We start from the raw sequence: 18633 nt of genomic DNA, 5'->3' as shown, positions 1-18633 counted from the left end.
TTCAGGAAGGGAACGATACCTATGTCTGGACATTCCAAGTGGCATAATATCCAGAAGACCAAGGGCGCAGCAGACGCCAAGCGAAGCGCGATCTTCACCAAGGTGGCCAAGGAGATCATTGTTGCAGTCAAGACCGGCGGCTCCGGTGACCCCAACAACAACTCCCGTCTGGCTACTGTCATCGCCAAGGCAAAGTCTGTGAACATGCCCAACGATAACATCAAGCGCACCATCGAGAAGGCCCTGGGTGCCAACAACACCGACAACTATGAGAACGTTGTGTATGAGGGATACGGTCCCTGCGGTGTGGCTGTCATCGTGGAGGCCCTGACCGACAACCGTCAGCGGACTGCACCGGAAGTGCGTCATTACTTCGACAAGTACGGCGGGAACCTGGGCGCCACCGGCTGCGTGTCCTGGTCCTTTGACCGGAAGGGCGTTATTATCATTGACAACGAGGACGGCGATCTGGACGAAGATACCGTCATGATGGACGCACTGGACTGCGGCGCAGCAGACTTTGTGCCGGAAGAGGGCTGCTTCACGGTGTATACTGAGCCCGATGAATGCGGTAAGGTAGCCACTGCTCTGGAAGAGAAGGGCTATGTGTTTGCTTCCGCTCAGGTGGAAATGGTGCCCCAGAACTATGTGAAGCTGACCAACGATGGCGATATCAAGAACATGGAAAAGCTCATTGATATGCTGGAGGACAACGACGACGTCCAGAACGTGTATCACAACTGGGATCAGGACTGATTCCTTAAAGATGTAAGAAAAGCCTCGGAAAAGGTGGAAAAGACCTTCTTCCGGGGCTTTTTTGTTCCTGTTATGATAGACATGAAGCTGTGTGTTATGACATACATGGGATGTGTGCAGAGTGGAGAGCGAGAAAAACAGAGCGCAGGGGATGGTTCCCTGCGCTCTGTTTTTTGTGTCAAACTGTGGTTAAGACAGAGAGAACCGTTCTCTCAGATTGGGGTCAGCCATGCGGACCACCACCGAAGCAACTTCTGCCCGGGTGATGGATGCATTGGGACGGAAGGTTCCGGCTGCATCAATGCCGGCAAAAATTCCTGCTCGATAAAGCTTGTGAATCGCTTCGTCAGAGCGATATACATCAGGAATGGAGCCATAGGGCACGGAGTTGATTTCGGGCAGAGCGTCAGCGGGCAGGGCGTTGGCGATGATGTTGGCAAACTCCTGCCGTGTGAGGGGGAGGTTGGGGTTGCTGGGGACGGAGGAGATGATGCCTTGGCTGATGGCATAATCGGTGTAAGCCTTATACCAGGGGGTGGAGGAGGGGAAGGAGCCGTTGCCGGTGAGGTAAAGCTTGCGCATCCGGGCGGCCAGGGTGATGGCCTGAATGGAAGTGATCTGATCCTGGGGGGCGAATTTTCTGCCATCCATGCCGTTCATCAGGCCGTACTCATAGGAAGCCACCACGTTGTCGTAGTACCAGGCTGTTTTAGGAACGTCAATATATTCATTTTGATAGGTATTTTGCTTTTTGAACCCAACACCGCTGGATGCCCACCGGGCGGTCAGGGTGTGTCCGTCGGACCCGGCAGAGGTCTCGTAGTTGACCATCTTACCATCCTTGGTATACCAGCCCAGGAAAGCGGCCCCGGACTTGGTGGGGGTGGGCAGGTTGTAGATGGAGTTGGCCTTTACGAATTGGGAGGTGGGAGAGACTGCGCCTCCCGCCGGGTCATAGGTAATGGTCAGATACCCAGATTTCACGGTGAAATACTGGTATTCCGAGTTGCTGTAAGCGTAGTTGTTGTTGGCGTTGGTGGACTGCACTTTCAGGCGGTACTGTCCGGGGGGCAGGGGATCGACGGTAAAGGGGGAGTTGGTGTAGAAGTAGTACCGGTAGTTATCCTTCCAGGTACCGTTTGCCTGCTTCATGTCCACGTAGACGTTGTAGTGGGTGGTATTATTGGTCTTCCCCCAGGAGACAGAGATGGGGTCGTGGTCGCCAAAAGTATCAGCAATGGGAGAGACCACAGGAGTGCCGGGTTTCCCGGTTTGCCCCAGGATGGTGTCCTTGCCGGCGAGGTCTGCCTTAAAGTAAATCAGGCCGCCGATGGTGCCGTTGTACTCGGAGAGGAGCTTTTTGGAAGCGTAACCAGGGTCATAGAGCAGAGCATCTCCGTCGGTGGTTTTGGCGATGGGAACGAAGTGACCGCTGTTCTTGACCCGGGCTATCACGTAGTAGCCGCTGGCCAGGAGGTCGTTGATCTGCGCCACCACGTTGTCCAGAGGTGTGGAGACGGGGAAGAAGGTCTGGTTGACGAAGTAGAAGCGGGGGGAGGAGTACTTTGTGATAAGGCCAAAGGAGAGCAGAGCGTCCTTGGACCGGTCAGAGCTGTGGCTGATGTATCCCTTGGAATCCAGCCAGTCACGGTAGACACCGGGGTTGAGATCGGCCGGGTCATAGGCCTTGGAATGGCACATGAGGATGGCGATGGAGGTCACCAGACATCCGGAGCCTGCCATGGTGTGCAGGTCGCCCAGGGGGGTGTCTCCCCAGGCGGAATCCCCCTGCCGCCAGGTGGTGTAGTCTGTGCTGTATGGTTTTCCGTTATAGTAGGCGGTTCCGGCGGCGAGAGCGACCGGAGCAGGGGTGACAGTAAGCAGCATAAGGAGTGCCAACAGGCAGGAAAACAATCTCTTTTGTTTCATGAAAGGGTACCTCTTTAACTGGAAATACAAAATCAAACAAACTCTTCTCTATTATTACATAAATTAACTACAAAATCCAGAGGAAAAAGAAGATTGGAAGAAACTGGATCCAAAAGGCTGGAAAAGCGCAGCTGCCCCTCTGACGGGAAAAACCCCGTGGCGCCCATCATGGGTGCCACGGGGTTAGAACGCAGAAAGAAAAGAGTTACTTCAGGTTGAAGAAGGCGTCCTTGCCGAGGTACTGGGCCACCTCGTCCAGTTCTTCTTCGATCCGCAGCAGCTGGTTGTACTTTGCCACGCGGTCCGTGCGGCTGGGGGCGCCGGTTTTGATCTGGCCGGCGTTCACAGCCACCACCAGGTCAGCAATGGTAGTGTCTTCGGTTTCGCCGGAGCGGTGGGAGATCACGGTGGTGTAACCGGCCCGGTTGGCCATCTGGATGGTGTTCAGGGTCTCGGTCAGAGTGCCGATCTGGTTGACCTTAATGAGAACGGCGTTGCAAACCTTCTTTTCGATACCCATGGCCACCCGTTCCACATTGGTGACGAAGAGGTCGTCGCCCACCAGCTGGACCTTGCTGCCCAGAGCCTTGGTGAGCATGGCCCAGCCTTCCCAGTCGTTTTCGCCCATGCCATCCTCGATGGAGATGATGGGGTACTTGTTGACGAAGTTCTTCCACATATTGACCATCTGCTGGCGGGTCATGACCTTCTTGGCTTTGGGCAGGAAGTAGTCGCCAGTGTCCTCCCGATACCAGTCGGACACAGCGCCGTCCATGGCGATCATGAAATCGTCGTAGGGCTTGTAGCCGGCTGCTTCGATGGCGGCCACAATGGCCTTCAGTGCGGCCTCGTCGTTTTTCAGGTTGGGAGCGTAGCCGCCTTCGTCACCCACACCGGCAGCGGGGAAGCCCATGTTCTTCAGAACGGTCTTGAGGGCATGGAAGACCTCCGCACACATCCGCAGGGCCTGCTTCCAGGAGGAAGCGCCCACAGGCATGACCATGAACTCCTGGATGTCCACGTTGTTGGTGGCGTGTGCGCCGCCGTTGAGGATATTCATCATGGGCACGGGCAGGGTCTTGGCATTGATGCCGCCCAGATAGGAGTAGAGAGGAATGGCCAGGCTTTCGCTGGCAGCTTTTGCACAGGCCAGGGAGGCGCCGAGAATGGCGTTGGCGCCCAGACGGCTCTTGTTGGGGGTGCCGTCCAGCTCGATGAGAAGCTTGTCGATGTAAGTCTGATCCAGTACGTTCAGGCCGATGAGGGCATCTGCGATCTCGGTGTTAACATGTTCTACCGCCTGATCAACACCTTTTCCGTTGTAGCGGGACTGGTCGCCGTCCCGAAGCTCACAGGCTTCGTAAACGCCGGTGGAGGCGCCGGAGGGGACTGCAGCCCGGCCCACGGTGCCGTCATCCAGATAAACTTCCGCTTCTACGGTAGGGTTGCCTCTGGAGTCTAAGATCTCCCGGCCAAGGACATCAACAATTTCAATCATCTGCTTCATTTCCATTACTCCTTTTGCTGCGTATTTCCCAAAACCGAGGGGCAGAGCTCGGTCAATTGATGATAAGGGTTTTCCCGTCCATTTCCTCCGGCTGGTTGAGCCCCATGAGGTCCAGGATCGTGGGGGCGATGTCCGCCAGGCGGCCGTCCCGCAGACGGACGTCCGCACCGACGATGCAGAAGGGGACGGGGTTGGTGGTGTGGGCGGTGAAGGGAGCCCCGTTGGGGTCCAGCATTTGCTCCGCGTTGCCGTGGTCGGCGGTGATGATGGCGACGCCCCCCAGGTCGGTGGTGGCGTTCACCACCCGCCCCACACAGGTGTCCACCGTCTCTACCGCCTTGACCGTAGCGTCAAACACACCGGTGTGTCCCACCATGTCACAGTTGGCAAAGTTTAAGATGATCATGTCATACTTTCCGCTGTTGATCTGGCGGATGACTGCCTCTGTAACGGCATATGCGCTCATCTCAGGCTTGAGATCGTAGGTGGGGACTTTCGGAGAGGGGATCAGGACCCTGGCTTCTCCGGGGAAGGTAGCCTCCTGACCGCCGTTAAAGAAGAAGGTGACGTGGGCGTACTTTTCCGTTTCCGCGATGCGCAGCTGGGTCAGTCCCAGCTGGCTGAGGAACCCGCCGAAAATATTTTTCAGCTTTTCATGGGGGAAGGCCACGGTGACATTGGGCAGAGAGGCGTCGTACTCGGTGGTGCAGACGAAGTGGACGGGGAAGTAGCCCCGTTTTCTCACCAGTTTTCCAAAGGCGGGGTCGGTCAGGCTGCGGGTGATCTCTCTGGCCCGGTCAGGGCGGAAGTTATAGAAGATCACTGCGTCGCCGGCTTTGATGTTGGCGCCTTTGGTGCAGACCACAGGTTCCATGAATTCGTCGGTGATCCCGGCGTCGTAAGAGGCCTGGATGGCCTGGATGGGGTCCTCGGCAAAGGGAGCGTCGCCGCAGACCATGGCGTTGTAGGCTCTCTGGAGGCGTTCCCAGCGGCTGTCCCGGTCCATGGCGTAGTAACGCCCCATAACGTCGGCGATCTTCCCGATGCCCAGCTTCTGGATTTCTTCTTGGAGCTGCAGGACGAAGCCCTTGCCGGAGGTGGGGGAGACGTCCCGGCCGTCCAGAAAGACGTGAATATAGAGCTGTTCCAGATCATGGCGTCTGGCCAGCTCCATCAGGGCGAAGAGATGGGAGATATGGCTGTGCACACCTCCGTCGGACAGCAGGCCCATCAGATGGAGCGCGCCGCCGGAGGCCTTGCAGGCGCGAATGGCGTCCAGATAGGCGGGATTTTCGAAAAAGGAACCGTCGTCAATGGCGCGGCTGATCTTGGGAAGATCCTGAAAGACCACCCGGCCGGCACCGATGTTGGTGTGGCCCACTTCGCTGTTGCCCATCTGGCCGTCAGGCAGCCCAACGTCCAGGCCGGAGGCCTCCAGCTGGCAGAACGGATACTGGGTAAAGAGATAGTCCAGCTGCGGGGTATCTGCGGCCTGAACGGCGTTGCCTGGGGAGGGGTCTCCCAGGGCAAAGCCGTCCATGATAATAAGAGTAGTAGGAGTTTTCATACAATCGTTCCCTTTTGGGGCAGCGGGAAAGGTGCTGCCCTTCCGTTAGTCCTGGTTGGCGATATGAATGATGTCCAGGAAGCGGTCCGGGTCCAGGGAGGCGGTGCCGATCAGGCCGCCGTCTACGTCTTCCTGGGCCAGGAGCGCTTCTGCGTTGTTCTCATTCATGGAACCGCCGTATTGGATGGTGGTGGAGCGGGCGATTCTGGCGCCATAAAGCTTGCGCAGGATACCCCGAATGGCGGAGCAGACCTGTCCGGCCTGCTCGGGTGTGGCTGTGTTGCCGGTGCCGATGGCCCAGATGGGCTCATAGGCGATGATGACCCGGCGCATTTCCTCCGGGGTGATCCCGGCCAGGGCGGCCTTGAGCTGGTAGGCGATGAATTCTTCGGTCACGTCCAGTTCCCGCTGCTGCAGGTCTTCACCCACGCAGAGGATCGGACGCAGGCCGGCGCGCAGCGCGGCGCGGAGTTTTTGGTTCACGATCATGTCGGTTTCCCCGAACATGCAGCGGCGTTCACTGTGGCCGATGATCACGTATTTCACATCCAGATCGGCCAGCATGGAGGCAGAGACCTCGCCGGTGAAGGGGCCGCACTCCTCCCAGTGGAGGTTTTGTGCGCCCACAGCGATCCGGCTGTCCTTCAGGAGTTTGACCGCCAGGGGAATGTCCACATAGGGGACGCAAAGGACGATGCTGCACCGTTTGGCCCTGGGAAGGGAACTCTTGAGATGCTCCGCAAACAGCTTGGCCTCTGCCGGGGTTTTATGCATTTTCCAGTTTGCGGCGATGACGGTTTTCCGGTATTTTCTGTTCATGAGTGCAAAGGCTCCTTCTTGCCGGGCTTACTTATCTGCCAGGCAGGCGATGCCAGGGAGAGCGAGGCCTTCCAGGAACTCCAGGGAGGCGCCGCCGCCGGTGGAGATATGGGAGATCTGATCGGCAAACCCGGTCTGCTCCAGTGCAGAGACGGAGTCACCGCCGCCCACGATGGTGACGGCGTCCTTCAGCTGGGACAGAGACTTTGCGATGGCCTTGGTGCCCACAGCAAAGGCGGGGAACTCAAAGACTCCCATGGGGCCGTTCCAGATAACGGTGCCGGCGTTTTCGATGGCCTTCTGGAAGAGCTGGATGGTTTCGGGGCCGATGTCCATTCCCATGCGGTCATCGGGAATGTCCTGGGAGGATACCACTTCCGCAGGTGCATCGGCAGAAAACTCGGGGGTCACCACGTTGTCCACAGGGAGCAGAAGGTCTACGCCCAGTTCCTTTGCCTTCTGGATCATCTCCCGGGCGTATTCCACGTGGGATTCGTCCAGAAGGGAGGTCCCGATCTTACCGCCCTGGGCGGCCTGGAAGGTATAGGACATGCCGCCGCCAATGATGATGGCGTCGGCCTTTTGCAGCAGGTTGTTGATAACGCCGATCTTGTCAGAGACCTTGGCGCCGCCCAGAATGGCCACCAGAGGACGCTTGGGGTTGTCAAGGGCGCCGCCCATGAAGCGCAGCTCCTTTTCTACCAGAAGACCGGCCACAGAGGGCAGGTAGTGGGACACGCCTTCTGTGGAGGCGTGGGCCCGGTGGGCAGCACCGAACGCATCAAAGACGAAAATGTCAGCCAGAGAAGCCAGTTCTTTGGAAAATTCGGGGTCGTTCTTTTCTTCTTCCAGACGGAAACGAAGGTTTTCGACCAGAACGACCTGGCCGGGCTGGAGATTTCTGCACTTCTCCTTGGTGTCGGGGCCCAATACGTCCTGGGTCAGAGGAACAGGGATGCCCAGCAGCTTTTCCAAGTGATCCCGGGCAGAGAAGAGGGAGAGCTCCGGCTTCCACTCGCCGTGGGGACGGCCCATGTGGGACAGAAGGATCACAGCGGCATTGTGCTCCAGAAGATAGCGGATGGTGGGCAGTGTGGCCACGATCCGGGTATCATCATGGATGACGCCGGTTTTCTTATCATGAGGAACGTTAAAGTCACAGCGCAGGAGAATCTTCTTTCCGGACACATCAATGTCCCGAATGGTCTTCTTGTTATAATTCATACGAAAAAAAGCCCCTTCTTTTCATTTGTTGTGTGTGGCGGCAGCAAGAGTTGCCGGATCCATTTCTCCTTCCCCCTTCAAATGAGGGAAATCCAGCTGGCGAAGCGCCTCGTACGTTAAAATTGCAACGGAGTTGGCCAGATTCAGGCTGCGGGCATCCGGCCGCATGGGGATGCGGATGCAGCGTTGGGCGTGGGCTTCCCGAAACCAGGCGGGCAGACCGGCGGTCTCTTTTCCAAAGAAGAGCCAGCAGTCGTCCCGGAATTGGGCATGGGTGTAGTCCTGGGGCGCCTTGGTGGTCGCCAGCCAGAGATCGGAGATCTCATGGGTCTCAAAGAGATCATCCAGGCTGTCGTAGACGTGCACATCCACCATGGGCCAGTAATCCAGACCGGCCCGTTTGACGGCCTTGTCGCTGATATCAAAGCCCAGAGGACGGATCAGGTGCAGACGGCTGCGGGTCGCGGCGCAGGTGCGGGCGATATTTCCAGTATTCATGGGGATTTCCGGCTCCACAAGAACGATATTCAGCATAGGACCCTCGCCTCACTCTGGTAAACTGTCGTTATTATACAGGGTGCATTTTACTGCAAGACGGGAAAAAATTCAATAAAAAAGCGAGATGAACCCTCAAAAAGACAAAAATTAAGCGGTTTCATCAAAAAAAGATGGGGATTTTTGGGGATTTCAGATGGTCCCACAAAGAGGCGAGGAGAAAAAATGCAAGAATCCCATCTTTTTTGGCGAAATGACAGGCGGGAAACGAGGGGCATCTAAGGCTGCTGGTTGGTCCGTTTTTTTGCCGATAAAGCCTTGGTTTTGCGCCTTTTGGGATTGGGGCCGGAGGAAGGGGAGAAACAGAGGTGGGCAGCGCCGGCTTGTCTTGCAAGGGAACCTGCTTGCAGCGCGCTTCACTGCGCCACTATGGCACCGGATAAAACAGACTACCCGCCGCGGGTAGGGAAGAGGAAAACGATTTGTGTTACCCTTATAAAAACAATATGTCCCATCATACCGAGATGGCGGCCCGGGCCCGGCGTGGTCCGGCTGCGCAGCAGGCTTGCGGGCGTGATCAGCGGCCCAAGGCGCAGCAAGGGAGAACCAGCCTGACGCTGTCAGAAATAGAATGGAGGAGTCATAATGAAGAAATCCGGTGTGGTACTGATCGCAATTGGTCTGCTCATGTCTGTTTTGCCCATCAAAGCCATAGTTTCTGTCCCGGAATCCAGTGAACAGCTCAGAAACGCAGTCACGGTCCAGGATGGTAAGGTCGATCCTGCAAACGAAGGGAAGCTTGTGGTGGTTTCGGGTGTTTTGGAGCCCAGCGAACCGCTCCGAGATGAGCTGACCGGGGTCACCCTTCCCGGTGTGATCGCAAACCGAAAGGTTTGGACGTATCAGCACGTGAGTGACCAGGACAATGAACGGGTCTGGGAGTGGAGTGCGGAGGAAAACGAGTATACCAAAGACGGAGGCTTGGTGACCAATTCCGAGAATTTGGTCTCGACGATCCTGGTTGCCCCCACGACGCTGGGCGAATTTCGATTGGAAGAGAAACTGCTGTTCCCCATTCAGAAATCGAGTGAATTTACAGACTATGACGAGGCAAGCCTGAAACCGGGCTGGAACCTGTATTCTGGTGGTCAGGAAAGCAAATTTTGCCTGTCGAAAGAGACATACCTGCCATGGAAAACCACGGGAGGCTACATCAACTGGGCTGAAGGCGAACAAAAATTGGCCTACTATATCACTTCGTCCGATGATCCGATGGAGTATACGATCGTCGGGATCCAAAAGGGAGATACCCTTGTGAAAGCAGAGAACATCGACAGCATATCGACCTTCGAGGGTCTCATGACGGCAGAGGAATTTGCCGGGGAACATAAAAAGTCGGGCATCGCCGCCTCGCTTTTCGCCGCGTCGTTCGGCGTGGTGCTGATCGTAGTTGGCGTCGTGAAATGTATATCTGGAGGGAGAAAGGATGAAGAAAAGAGCCGGTAACGTGGTAGGCGGAGGATCCTACATCTCCCGTGCTGTGTTTGAAAAGCTGGCCCGCAGAAAAAATATGCAGATGGGGATCGGCGGCTTTTTTATGGCGTTTTACCTGTTCGGGATCGTTATGGGGCTGGTAGGAGACGACCAGGATCTGCGGGATGGCCTTGTCAGCAGTATCGTCATATTCGCGCTCTTCACCCTGCTGTTTGTACTGGGGGCAAGAAACGCAAAAAAAATTGGCCTCGTGAACCGCTACAACCAGATCTTTATGTGCGATGCCGACGGCACGGTCACCATGGAGGAACTGGCCAGACAGGTGGGAAAGCCGCCTGAGAAAGTGATCTCCGAGCTGGAATGGTTGTTTCAGAAAGGGGTGTTCTGCGACTGCACGCTGCAAAAAGAGGGGAGGCCCGGTGTGATCCTCTCGGGCAGAGCGGACAGCAAAACGAGCTTTGTCAACGTTGTGTGCGAACAGTGCAACGGCACGACCAGGCTCCGTGCAGGAACCTATGGCAAGTGCGAGTACTGCGGCAGCCCGATCTCAAGCCGGAAGATCAACGGATGAATGCTGCCCAAAGGTGGGACCGTATCCTATCAGACCCTCAAGAGAGATCCAGTCAGCCGTTCACAGGTGGGAGTCCGCCTGTGAACGGCTGATTGCATTTTTGGGCAGGAACAGGACAGGGAACGGAGCCCCTGCTTTTTCTGACCGGTTCAGGAAAATCCCCGGCAATGTACCTTGAGAAAACGAGGACGATGTGCTATCATTATCCTGTATTGGTATGTCCCCATAACCACCGATTCCCTGGGTCAGGCTGTTCGGCAGGTGGAAAGAAACTGGGTTTCCGAAATGGCGTGATGACCAGAGCGCCACACCCGAACCCTTTGAAAATACAAGAAATAGTAAGGAGATAGAACGAAGTATGAAATTAGGTATCGTGGGTTTGCCCAACGTGGGTAAAAGTACATTGTTTAACGCCATCACCAACGCAGGGGCTGAGTCTGCCAACTATCCCTTCTGCACCATCGATCCCAACGTGGGCATGGTGACTGTGCCGGATGCCCGTCTGGACCGGCTGGCAGAGATCTATCAGCCCAAGAAAAAGACGCCTGCGGTCATTGAGTTCGTGGACATCGCCGGTCTGGTGAAGGGGGCCTCCAAGGGCGAGGGTCTGGGCAACAAGTTCCTGGCCAACATCCGGGAGACCGATGCCATCGTCCACGTGGTGCGCTGTTTCGACAATGAGAATATCATCCACGTGGAAGGCAGCTGCGACCCTGCCCGGGACATTGACATCATCGACCTGGAGCTGGTCATGGCCGATATGGAGATGGTGGAGCGCCGGATCGAGAAGGATACCAAGGCCGCCAAAGGCGACAAAAAGTTCCTCCACTCTGCTGAGGTGTTTAAGGGCCTTCTGGCCTGGCTGAACGACGGCAAATCGGCTCGGAGCTATCCCTGCGACGAAGAGGAGAAGGAGATCCTGGAGACTGCCGATCTGCTCACCCTGAAGCCGGTGATCTTTGCGGCCAACATGGACGAGGATGGATTTAAAAACCACGACGGCAACCCCTATTATGAGGCCGTGGTCAAGGCTGCTCAGCAGGAAAACGCCCAGGTGATCCCCATCTGCGCCAACGTGGAGGCAGACATTGCCGCCATGGACCCGGAAGACCGGGCCATGTTCCTGGAAGACCTGGGAGTGGAGCAGTCCGGTCTGGACCGGCTCATCCAGGCCAGCTATACGCTGCTGGGCCTCATCTCCTATCTCACCTGCGGCGAGGATGAGTGCCGGGCCTGGACCATTACCCGGGGGACCAAGGCACCCAAGGCAGCTGGTAAGATCCACACCGACTTCGAGCGGGGCTTTATCCGGGCTGAGGTGGTGTCCTTTGCTGATCTGGACGCCTGCGACGGCTCCATGACCGCAGCCAAGGAGAAGGGCCTGGTTCGGTCCGAAGGCAAGGAATATGTGATGCAGGACGGCGACGTGGTCCTGTTCCGGTTCAATGTCTGAGCAGAAAACCGTTTTGATCACCGGAGGTTCCCGGGGCATTGGAGCGGAGACAGCTCGACTCTTTGGAGAGAATGGCTGGGCGGTGGGGATCACCTGCCGCCGCAGCCCGGAGCGGGGGAAGGCCCTGGTGCAGGAACTGACCGCTGCGGGGGTTCGTGCCAAGCTGTATTCCTGCGACGTGGCGGACAGAGCCCAGGTGGACCGGATGGTGGAGGAGTTCCTGCGGGACTTTGGCCAGCTGGATGCGCTGGTGTGCAGCGCCGGGATCGCCCGGCAGGAGCTCTTTACGGATATCACCCAGGAGAGCTGGCGGGAGATGATGGGCGTCAATTTGGATGGCGTGTTTCACTGCTGCCAGGCAGTCCTCCCCCACATGATCCACCGGAAAGCGGGACGCATCATCACCTTGTCCTCCATGTGGGGGCAGGTGGGGGCCTCCTGTGAGGTGGCATACTCTGCGGCGAAAGCCGGGGTCATCGGCCTCACCCGAGGCTTGGCCAAGGAACTGGGGCCGTCAGGGATCACCGTGAACTGTGTGGCGCCGGGGGTTATCGCAACCGAGATGAACCAAAACCTTTCTCCGGAGAGTATGCAGAGCCTGGCGGAAGAAACCCCTTTGGAGCGGCTGGGAACGCCGCGGGAAGTGGCGCAAACCATCTGGTTTCTGGCCTCAGAGGGGGGGAGTTTCTTTACCGGGCAGGTCCTGGCTCCCAACGGAGGCTATATCATTGGATAAAAAAGACCGGTCGTTTTCATAGACGACCGGTCTTTTGGTGGGGATCGACAGGCGCTGCCCCTCTTTTTTCGGTTTGTTCATAATTTCCACTGGAAAGATCGAGGGGAAGAGCGTATGATAGAACTATAGAAGATGGGAGGCGGTAGTATGGCCAATTACAATGCCCATACCTACTTTGGAATGCGCGTGCTGGAGAAGCTGCCCCCAGATTTGAAAAACCTTTGCGCGGGAGATCTTCCGGTGTTCCGCATGGGCCTGTATGGCCCGGATCCACTGATCCTTTCCTTCCGGACCAAAAAGACGTCGGACCGGCTGCATAAGTTCTGGCGGGCGGAGACCCTGCCGGAGCTGAAGAAGGCCATTTGCGCCGGGGACCAGACCATGCGCAGTTTTGCGGCGGGTTACATGCTCCATCAGATGCTGGACGACGTGGTTCATCCCCGGATCTATTCCTGGATGGAGGATGGGTCCTCTCATTTCCGTCTGGAGATGGCCCTGGATAAGCTGATTTTACAGGAGCGGCAGTATATCCCGCCCCGTCTGGTGACAGATGGAAAGTGGCGCACCGCCCAGGCGGCAGCCACGATCATCCAACCTGTGAGCGAAAACCAATACCTGTCCGGCCTGTGGCGGATGGCCATGCTGGTCAATCACTTCTGCCTGCGGGGCGAAGGTGTGCCGGCCAAGGTCAGAGAGTGGGAGCGGTTCCAGGCGCTCCAGCTGCGGGATCAGCTAGAGGCAGGGGTCTCTTCCGCTGTGCGGGAGTTGTCAGACATTCTGTCCTACGTTACCTCCCCAGGAAAGGAATTCAGGTTCAAAGACGAGCGCAGACCCCAGTTGATCGTGGGGAGAGCACACGCATGAAACGAAAAAAAGAAAGGGTATGACCGGCCGGTCATGCCCTTTCTTTTTGACAGGAAAGAGAGAGGGATGACTCTGGGGAGGAATCCGGCTGAAACTCGGTCATATCGTCCCAGTACCGCTTGGGCATATGGGTACGCCGCAAGTTGGGGTTATAGCGCGCGGGAATGGCGACGGTATGGTAGAACTGTTTCCAGAGAGCGCGGCAGGTGGCCTCCGCCTGGTCGGGTTTGTCCAGTTCCAGGTGGTCTACCGGGCGGATCTTCCACTTGCGGTCGGCGTAAAAGAGGGCTTCCCGATGGGTTTTGTCGTGGAGGAGGAAGGCCTCCTCCGGCAGACGCTGGCAGAAATGAGGGCGGAGGAGAGGGAGGACCCGGTTTTTGGGGGTGATCTGCCCCACCAAAACCCCGCCGTAGTCGGAGAAACGGACGAATCCCTTGAACTGATGGGCCTCGTGGATCAGGTGACGGATGGCCCGGGTGAGCACCAGCACCCGGTCATCGGTGAGGTCCTGGGGCAGCGCCCCCAGAAAGCCCAGGTAGATGAGATCAAAAAGGTGTCGTTCCTTCTGGGGCAGACAGGTGAGAAAGCCGTAGGTGACCAGACGCTGGAAAGCGTGGGAGACCCTGGTGTCCAGGGCCTGGTACACCGCTTTGGCTGCGCTGGGATCGGAAGGGATCTCTCGCAGAGGATAGAGGGAGAGCTGGCTGCTTCTGGGGGGAAGAAAATAGACAGGGTATTCCTTCCGGCGGAAACTCTCCGCCACGCAGGAGAGGAAACCGGTGAAGGAACCGTCGTATACCATAGCGCATTGGGGCCAGGTGGGCATGAGGAGACCTCCTTTCAGGAAGGGAAGAGGGAGAGCTGTTGGTAATGGGGAGCCAGGGCAGGAGCCTCCAGGGCGGTGAGGGCTTGCAGAATGCTGGCCGGTTTCACCCGCAGAGCGGGCGTCATTTTTCCGCTGCATGTGATAAAGTACTGGGCCCGTTTCAGGACCACCCCCAGCTTTTTCAGAGCCTCGTGGTCCAGCGCCCGCCACTTGCGGGCAGTTACGATGCGCCGTGCGCTGACCGGGCCGATTCCAGGTACCCGAAGGAGGGTGCGGTAGTCCGCGGTGTTGACTTCGATGGGAAAGCAGTCCAGATGGTTCATGGCCCAGTTGCACTTGGGGTCCAAAAGGGGGTTGAGAGCAGGGGCGTCGGGAGAGAGGATCTCATCCGCCTGGAAGTGGTAAAAGCGAAGCAGCCAGTCAGACTGATAGAGTCGATGCTCCCGGAGCAGGGGAGGCTGGAAGGTCTGGGGGGAGGGGAGCAGCGGGTTTTCCGTTACAGGGATGTAGGCGGAGAAGAACACCCGTTTCAAGTTGTATTTCTGGTACATCCCCTCGGACAGCTTTAAAATTTGATAGTCGGTTTCCTCTGTGGCCCCGATGATCATTTGGGTGGACTGTCCGGCGGGAGAAAAGGTGGGAGCAGAGCGGAATTTTTTCCGGTCTTCTTCCGCTTCCAGGATCCCTTCCCGGATCTGGGCCATGGGGCGGAAAATGTCCTCCTTCTTTTTATCCGGGGCCAGCAGAGCCAGGCTTTGGGAAGAGGGCAGCTCGATGTTCACCGAGAGGCGGTCAGCCAGGCGGCCCAGCTGGGCGGTGAGGGCAGGGTCCGCGCCGGGGATGGCCTTTGCGTGGATATAGCCGGTGAACCCGTAGTCATTTCGCAGAAGAGAGAGGGTCTTTATCATCCGCTCTGTGGTGTCGTCCGGACTCTTGGCCACAGCGGAGCTGAGGAATAGCCCTTCGATATAGTTGCGCCGGTAGAAGGCCAGGGTGAGGTCGGCCAGTTCGCGGGGGGTGAACATGGCCCGAGGAATATCGTTGGAGGAGCGGTTGACGCAGTACTGGCAGTCATAGCAGCAGATGTTGGTGAGCAGCACCTTCAGCAGAGAGATACAGCGCCCGTCCGCAGAAAAGGAATGACAGCATCCTGCGGGCATGGTCTTTCCCAGCTGTCCCCCTCCCCGGCGGGCGCCGCTGGAGGTACAGGCGGCGTCATACTTGGCGGCGTCGGTGAGGATGGTGAGTTTTTCTTCTGTGGTCATGATCCCACCTCTTTTGGAAATCGAACAAATGTACTAATGAAAGTATAAGAGATGGGAGGGGGACAAAAAAAGCCGCCGGAGGAAACTTCCTCCGGCGGCAGTCGCCTTTTTCGGACAGAACAGTGGGTCAGGCCTTGGGGAACCCTTCGGGGATCTCGTGCTTGACGCAGCGGCGGCCTTCCTTGGTCCAGATGTTGCCCAGACACTTGGTGCAGCCGATGCAGAGGGACTCCTCTCCCTTCTCCAGGTACTGATAGAAGTCGGGCTGGCAGATGAAGGGACGGGAGGCGGCCACAAAGTCGAGGCCGGCGTCCAGGATCTGGTCAGCGCCCTCTACGCTGCGCACGCCGCCCACCAGGATGAGGGGGATGGTGACCTCTTTGCGGATGGCGCCAGCACGCTCCAGATAGAAGGTGGGAACCTTCTTCTTGCCCAGGGGGAGCCAGTTGTAGCCGGACAGCTCAATGGCGTCTGCGCCCAGAGCCTGGAACTGACGGCAGAAATAGAGGATGTCCTCTGCGTAAGCGGCGTCAGCCTCGCCAGCGCAGTTGGTGTTCACCTTCACCAGGACGGGGAAGTCCTTGCCCACGGCCTCGCGAATGGCGGAGAGACATTGGCCGGGGAAGCGGAAGCGGTTTTCTGCGCTGCCGCCGAACTCGTCGGTGCGCAGGTTGGTGTTGGGGTCCAGGAACTGGCTGAGAAGATAGCCGTGTGCGCAGTGGAGCTGCACACCATCAAAGCCCATTTCCTTGGCGGCCAGAGCAGCGTCCACGAAGTCGGCGCGGATCTTATCCATGTCGGCGGTGGTCATCTCGGTGGTCATCATGTCGTTGGGGGCCTTCATATCGCCGGAGGGAGCCAGCAGCTTGCCGCCTGCCACGTGTTTCTCGGACATGAAGACGTTCATGCCGGCGTGCATGATCTGGAGGATCAGGCGGCCGCCTGCGGCATGGACAGCGTCCAGCACTTCCTTCTGGCTGGCCCGCTGCTCGGGGGTGGCGAAGCCCACCTGGATGCCGGTGGAGCGGGCCTCGGGGGAGATATAGCTGTAAGCGGTGATGATAGCGCCCACGCCGCTGGCGGCGATATCCCGGTAGAGGGCAACCTGCTCGGGAGCGCAGGTACCGTCACGCTTGCCGAAGGGGTCCTGGGTGGCGGAGCGGATGAGACGGTTGGGCAGGGTGAGGGTGCCGATCTGACCGGCAGAGAAGAGTTTCGATGCCATGGGGGTGCAGTCTCCTTTTCATAAAATAATCGGAATTGGCAAAAAATATGGTCAATTCGACATTATAGCCAAAGCGCAGGGAAATTACAAGAGGCGGAAGGGGCGGAAATTTGGATTGACAGAGTAGGGCGGTAGGATATAATGGATGGAGCGACTTTATGCAGAAAGAGAGGAAATGGTGCCGTGGAACGGAAGAGAAAACTGGGGCTGGCCACTGTGCTGGGGTCGTACGTGCTGTGGGGCACGCTGACGATTTTCTGGAACCTGCTGGGTCAGGTCAACCCGGTGTACATTTTGTCCCAGCGGATCATCTGGTCGATGATCCTCATCGGGATTTTCCTGCTCCTTACCCATGGGATGGGAGAGATCAAGGGAGCCTTCAAAGACCGCAGGACCCTGCGTCTGAGCTTTGTTTGCGGCGTGCTCATCACCATGAACTGGGGGGTGTACATCTACGCCGTGACCAGCGGACATGTGCTGGAGGCCAGCATGGGTTACTTTATTGAGCCGGTGCTGGTGGTGCTGGTGGGGGTCATTGCCTTTCGTGAGAGACCCAGCCGGGGCGAGACCCTGACACTGATCTTCGCCGTAGGCGGGATCTTGTATCTGCTCATCCGTACCGGCAGCATTCCTGTCCTGGCGCTGCTCATCGGTGCGCCCTTTGCTGTGTACGGCGGTGTAAAAAAGAACCTGAACCTGTCGGCGCAGGCATCCCTGTTCATGGAGACCGTGTGCGTTTTCCCCCTGGCTTTGGCCTTTTCCCTGTGGTGGGAATCCCAGGTGGGGGGCAGCGCCGGCGCTTTGCATGGGGCGTCCTTCTGGCTTCTGCCTGCCAGCGGCCTGGTGACCTCGGTGCCCCTGCTGCTGTTTAACATGGGTGTGAAGGAGATCCCCTACTATTTTTCTGGTATCCTCATGTACATCAACCCTACCTTGCAGTTTTTGGTGGGCATCCTGTACTTTGGAGAAAAGATGAATCCGGCGGAGTTTGTGGCCTTTGTGATCATCTGGGTGGGTATCTTCTTTACGCTGGCAGAGAAGGTGGCTCTCATCCGAAAGGAAAAACATGCAGAACACAGAGAACTGACAGGGGAGGATACCCCTGCGGAGACCCACTGAACCAATAAAATAATCCAATCAGAAAGGAAGGAGTCATCTCGATGCCTCCTTCCTTTTGGTTACAGATGGATGGGGACCGGGCGGTCCATGGTCAGGCGGTCCGGGGTGACTGCGCAGGTGTAGGCCATCACCTGGACCCCTGCCTGGGCGGCCTGCCGCAGTGCCTCCCCAAAGGCGGGATGGGTCCGGGTATTGGGGGCAAAGAAGTCTGCCTGCGCCATTTGAATGACGAAACAAACCGCCGCCTCGTACCCCTGGGAGAGACAGTGGGTGAGCCCATGCAGGTGTTTGATGCCCCGCTGGGTGGGAGCGTCAGGGAAGTAGACCCCGCCGTCCTCCTCCAGGGTGACCCCTTGCACCTCCACAAACCCTTTTCTTGTAGGTGTTTCCCAGTAAAAATCAAAGCGGGAGTCACCGTAACGATGCTCCGGTTGGAGGAGGGTGAGGTCCGGGAGAAAGTGTCCGGCCCGGGCCCACTCGCCAAAGACCTGGTTGGGGGCCTGGGCGTCCATATTGATGAGCCGCTCTCCCTTCTCTACAGCGATGAGGTCGTAGGGCGTTTTCCGTCCAGGCGTTGTTCCGGGGGTGAGCCAGACCCGGACGCCGGGACGCAGCAGTTCCCGGCAGCGTCCGGTGTTTTTTACGTGGACGGACACCGGTGTACCGTCCACCAGGACCTGGGCGACAAACCGGTTGGGCCGGGACACAAAGGTGGCGGGAAGAACGGAAGGATACGTCATACGGGGGACCTCCTTGGGAAATGGGTAGAAAAAAGCGGCGAGC

General features: G+C 57.7%; 17 protein-coding genes. 7 read left to right on the top strand and 10 right to left on the bottom strand.

Translation table 11 applies throughout. The features are described 5' to 3' along the window. Positions 1 to 21 precede the first annotated feature (21 nt). Complete coding sequence (locus tag SOR61_RS04925; protein ID WP_320611563.1) at positions 22 to 756, top strand: YebC/PmpR family DNA-binding transcriptional regulator; 735 nt, start codon at positions 22 to 24, stop codon at positions 754 to 756. Positions 757 to 945: 189 nt separating this feature from the next. On the opposite strand, the gene SOR61_RS04920 is transcribed toward SOR61_RS04925, so the two are convergent. The 6 genes from SOR61_RS04920 to SOR61_RS04895 all read right to left on the bottom strand — a co-directional run bounded on the left by SOR61_RS04920 (position 946) and on the right by SOR61_RS04895 (position 8336). Further along, positions 946 to 2685, bottom strand: coding sequence for an S-layer homology domain-containing protein (locus SOR61_RS04920; RefSeq protein WP_320611562.1), 1740 nt, complete (start codon positions 2683 to 2685; stop codon positions 946 to 948). A 205-nt stretch (positions 2686 to 2890) separates the two neighbouring features. Next, positions 2891 to 4192, bottom strand: a complete 1302-nt coding sequence (gene eno, locus SOR61_RS04915; protein WP_320611561.1) for a phosphopyruvate hydratase — start codon at positions 4190 to 4192, stop codon at positions 2891 to 2893. A gap of 52 nt (positions 4193 to 4244) precedes the next feature. Then, positions 4245 to 5759, bottom strand: coding sequence for a 2,3-bisphosphoglycerate-independent phosphoglycerate mutase (gpmI, locus tag SOR61_RS04910; RefSeq protein ID WP_320611560.1), 1515 nt, complete (start codon positions 5757 to 5759; stop codon positions 4245 to 4247). A 45-nt stretch (positions 5760 to 5804) separates the two neighbouring features. Beyond that, a complete protein-coding gene (gene tpiA / locus SOR61_RS04905) occupies positions 5805 to 6578 on the bottom strand; it encodes a triose-phosphate isomerase (RefSeq protein WP_320611559.1) in 774 nt (257 codons plus the stop codon). A 27-nt stretch (positions 6579 to 6605) separates the two neighbouring features. Continuing rightward, on the bottom strand, positions 6606 to 7802 hold the full coding sequence (locus SOR61_RS04900) for a phosphoglycerate kinase (RefSeq protein WP_320611558.1): 1197 nt from the start codon (positions 7800 to 7802) through the stop codon (positions 6606 to 6608). 21 nt (positions 7803 to 7823) lie between these two features. Next, on the bottom strand, positions 7824 to 8336 hold the full coding sequence (locus SOR61_RS04895; RefSeq protein ID WP_320611557.1) for a tRNA (cytidine(34)-2'-O)-methyltransferase: 513 nt from the start codon (positions 8334 to 8336) through the stop codon (positions 7824 to 7826). 606 nt (positions 8337 to 8942) lie between these two features. Between SOR61_RS04895 and SOR61_RS04890 the strand changes: the two genes are divergently transcribed. The 5 genes from SOR61_RS04890 (at position 8943) to SOR61_RS04870 (ending at position 13415) form a co-directional block, all read left to right on the top strand. Continuing rightward, on the top strand, positions 8943 to 9803 hold the full coding sequence (locus tag SOR61_RS04890; protein WP_320611556.1) for a TMEM43 family protein: 861 nt from the start codon (positions 8943 to 8945) through the stop codon (positions 9801 to 9803). Then, the gene (locus tag SOR61_RS04885) at positions 9784 to 10362 is read left to right on the top strand and encodes a hypothetical protein (RefSeq protein ID WP_320611555.1); all 579 of its coding nucleotides are present in this window, start codon (positions 9784 to 9786) and stop codon (positions 10360 to 10362) included. The genes SOR61_RS04890 and SOR61_RS04885 overlap by 20 nt, the downstream gene beginning before the upstream one ends. Before the next feature lie 358 nt (positions 10363 to 10720). After that, entirely contained in the window at positions 10721 to 11815 is a 1095-nt protein-coding gene (ychF, locus tag SOR61_RS04880) for a redox-regulated ATPase YchF (protein ID WP_320611554.1), read from the top strand. Further along, positions 11808 to 12551 carry an elongation factor P 5-aminopentanone reductase gene (ymfI, locus tag SOR61_RS04875; protein ID WP_320611553.1) on the top strand — a complete coding sequence of 248 codons (744 nt, stop codon included), beginning with the start codon at positions 11808 to 11810 and terminating at the stop codon, positions 12549 to 12551. The genes ychF and ymfI overlap by 8 nt, the downstream gene beginning before the upstream one ends. Positions 12552 to 12698: 147 nt before the next feature. Further along, entirely contained in the window at positions 12699 to 13415 is a 717-nt protein-coding gene (locus tag SOR61_RS04870; protein WP_320611552.1) for a zinc dependent phospholipase C family protein, read from the top strand. Between the two features lie 31 nt (positions 13416 to 13446). On the opposite strand, the gene SOR61_RS04865 is transcribed toward SOR61_RS04870, so the two are convergent. From SOR61_RS04865 to SOR61_RS04855, 3 genes are all read right to left on the bottom strand, one after another. Beyond that, on the bottom strand, positions 13447 to 14241 hold the full coding sequence (locus SOR61_RS04865; RefSeq protein WP_320611551.1) for a TIGR03915 family putative DNA repair protein: 795 nt from the start codon (positions 14239 to 14241) through the stop codon (positions 13447 to 13449). 14 nt (positions 14242 to 14255) lie between these two features. Then, positions 14256 to 15506 carry a putative DNA modification/repair radical SAM protein gene (locus SOR61_RS04860; protein WP_320611550.1) on the bottom strand — a complete coding sequence of 417 codons (1251 nt, stop codon included), beginning with the start codon at positions 15504 to 15506 and terminating at the stop codon, positions 14256 to 14258. Between the two features lie 127 nt (positions 15507 to 15633). Continuing rightward, positions 15634 to 16731, bottom strand: a complete 1098-nt coding sequence (locus SOR61_RS04855; RefSeq protein WP_320611549.1) for an NADH:flavin oxidoreductase — start codon at positions 16729 to 16731, stop codon at positions 15634 to 15636. Positions 16732 to 16914: 183 nt separating this feature from the next. Between SOR61_RS04855 and rarD the strand changes: the two genes are divergently transcribed. After that, on the top strand, positions 16915 to 17850 hold the full coding sequence (gene rarD, locus SOR61_RS04850; RefSeq protein ID WP_320611548.1) for an EamA family transporter RarD: 936 nt from the start codon (positions 16915 to 16917) through the stop codon (positions 17848 to 17850). 59 nt (positions 17851 to 17909) lie between these two features. On the opposite strand, the gene sfsA is transcribed toward rarD, so the two are convergent. Beyond that, on the bottom strand, positions 17910 to 18590 hold the full coding sequence (sfsA, locus tag SOR61_RS04845; protein WP_320611547.1) for a DNA/RNA nuclease SfsA: 681 nt from the start codon (positions 18588 to 18590) through the stop codon (positions 17910 to 17912). Positions 18591 to 18633: the final 43 nt, after the last annotated feature.

It is taken from the genome of Evtepia sp. (assembly GCF_034090835.1).
In the GTDB taxonomy this organism is placed as follows: Bacteria; Bacillota; Clostridia; order Oscillospirales; family Oscillospiraceae; genus Evtepia.
Note: the sequence above shows the minus strand (reverse complement) of the source record. Positions and strands in the feature narration are given on the sequence as shown.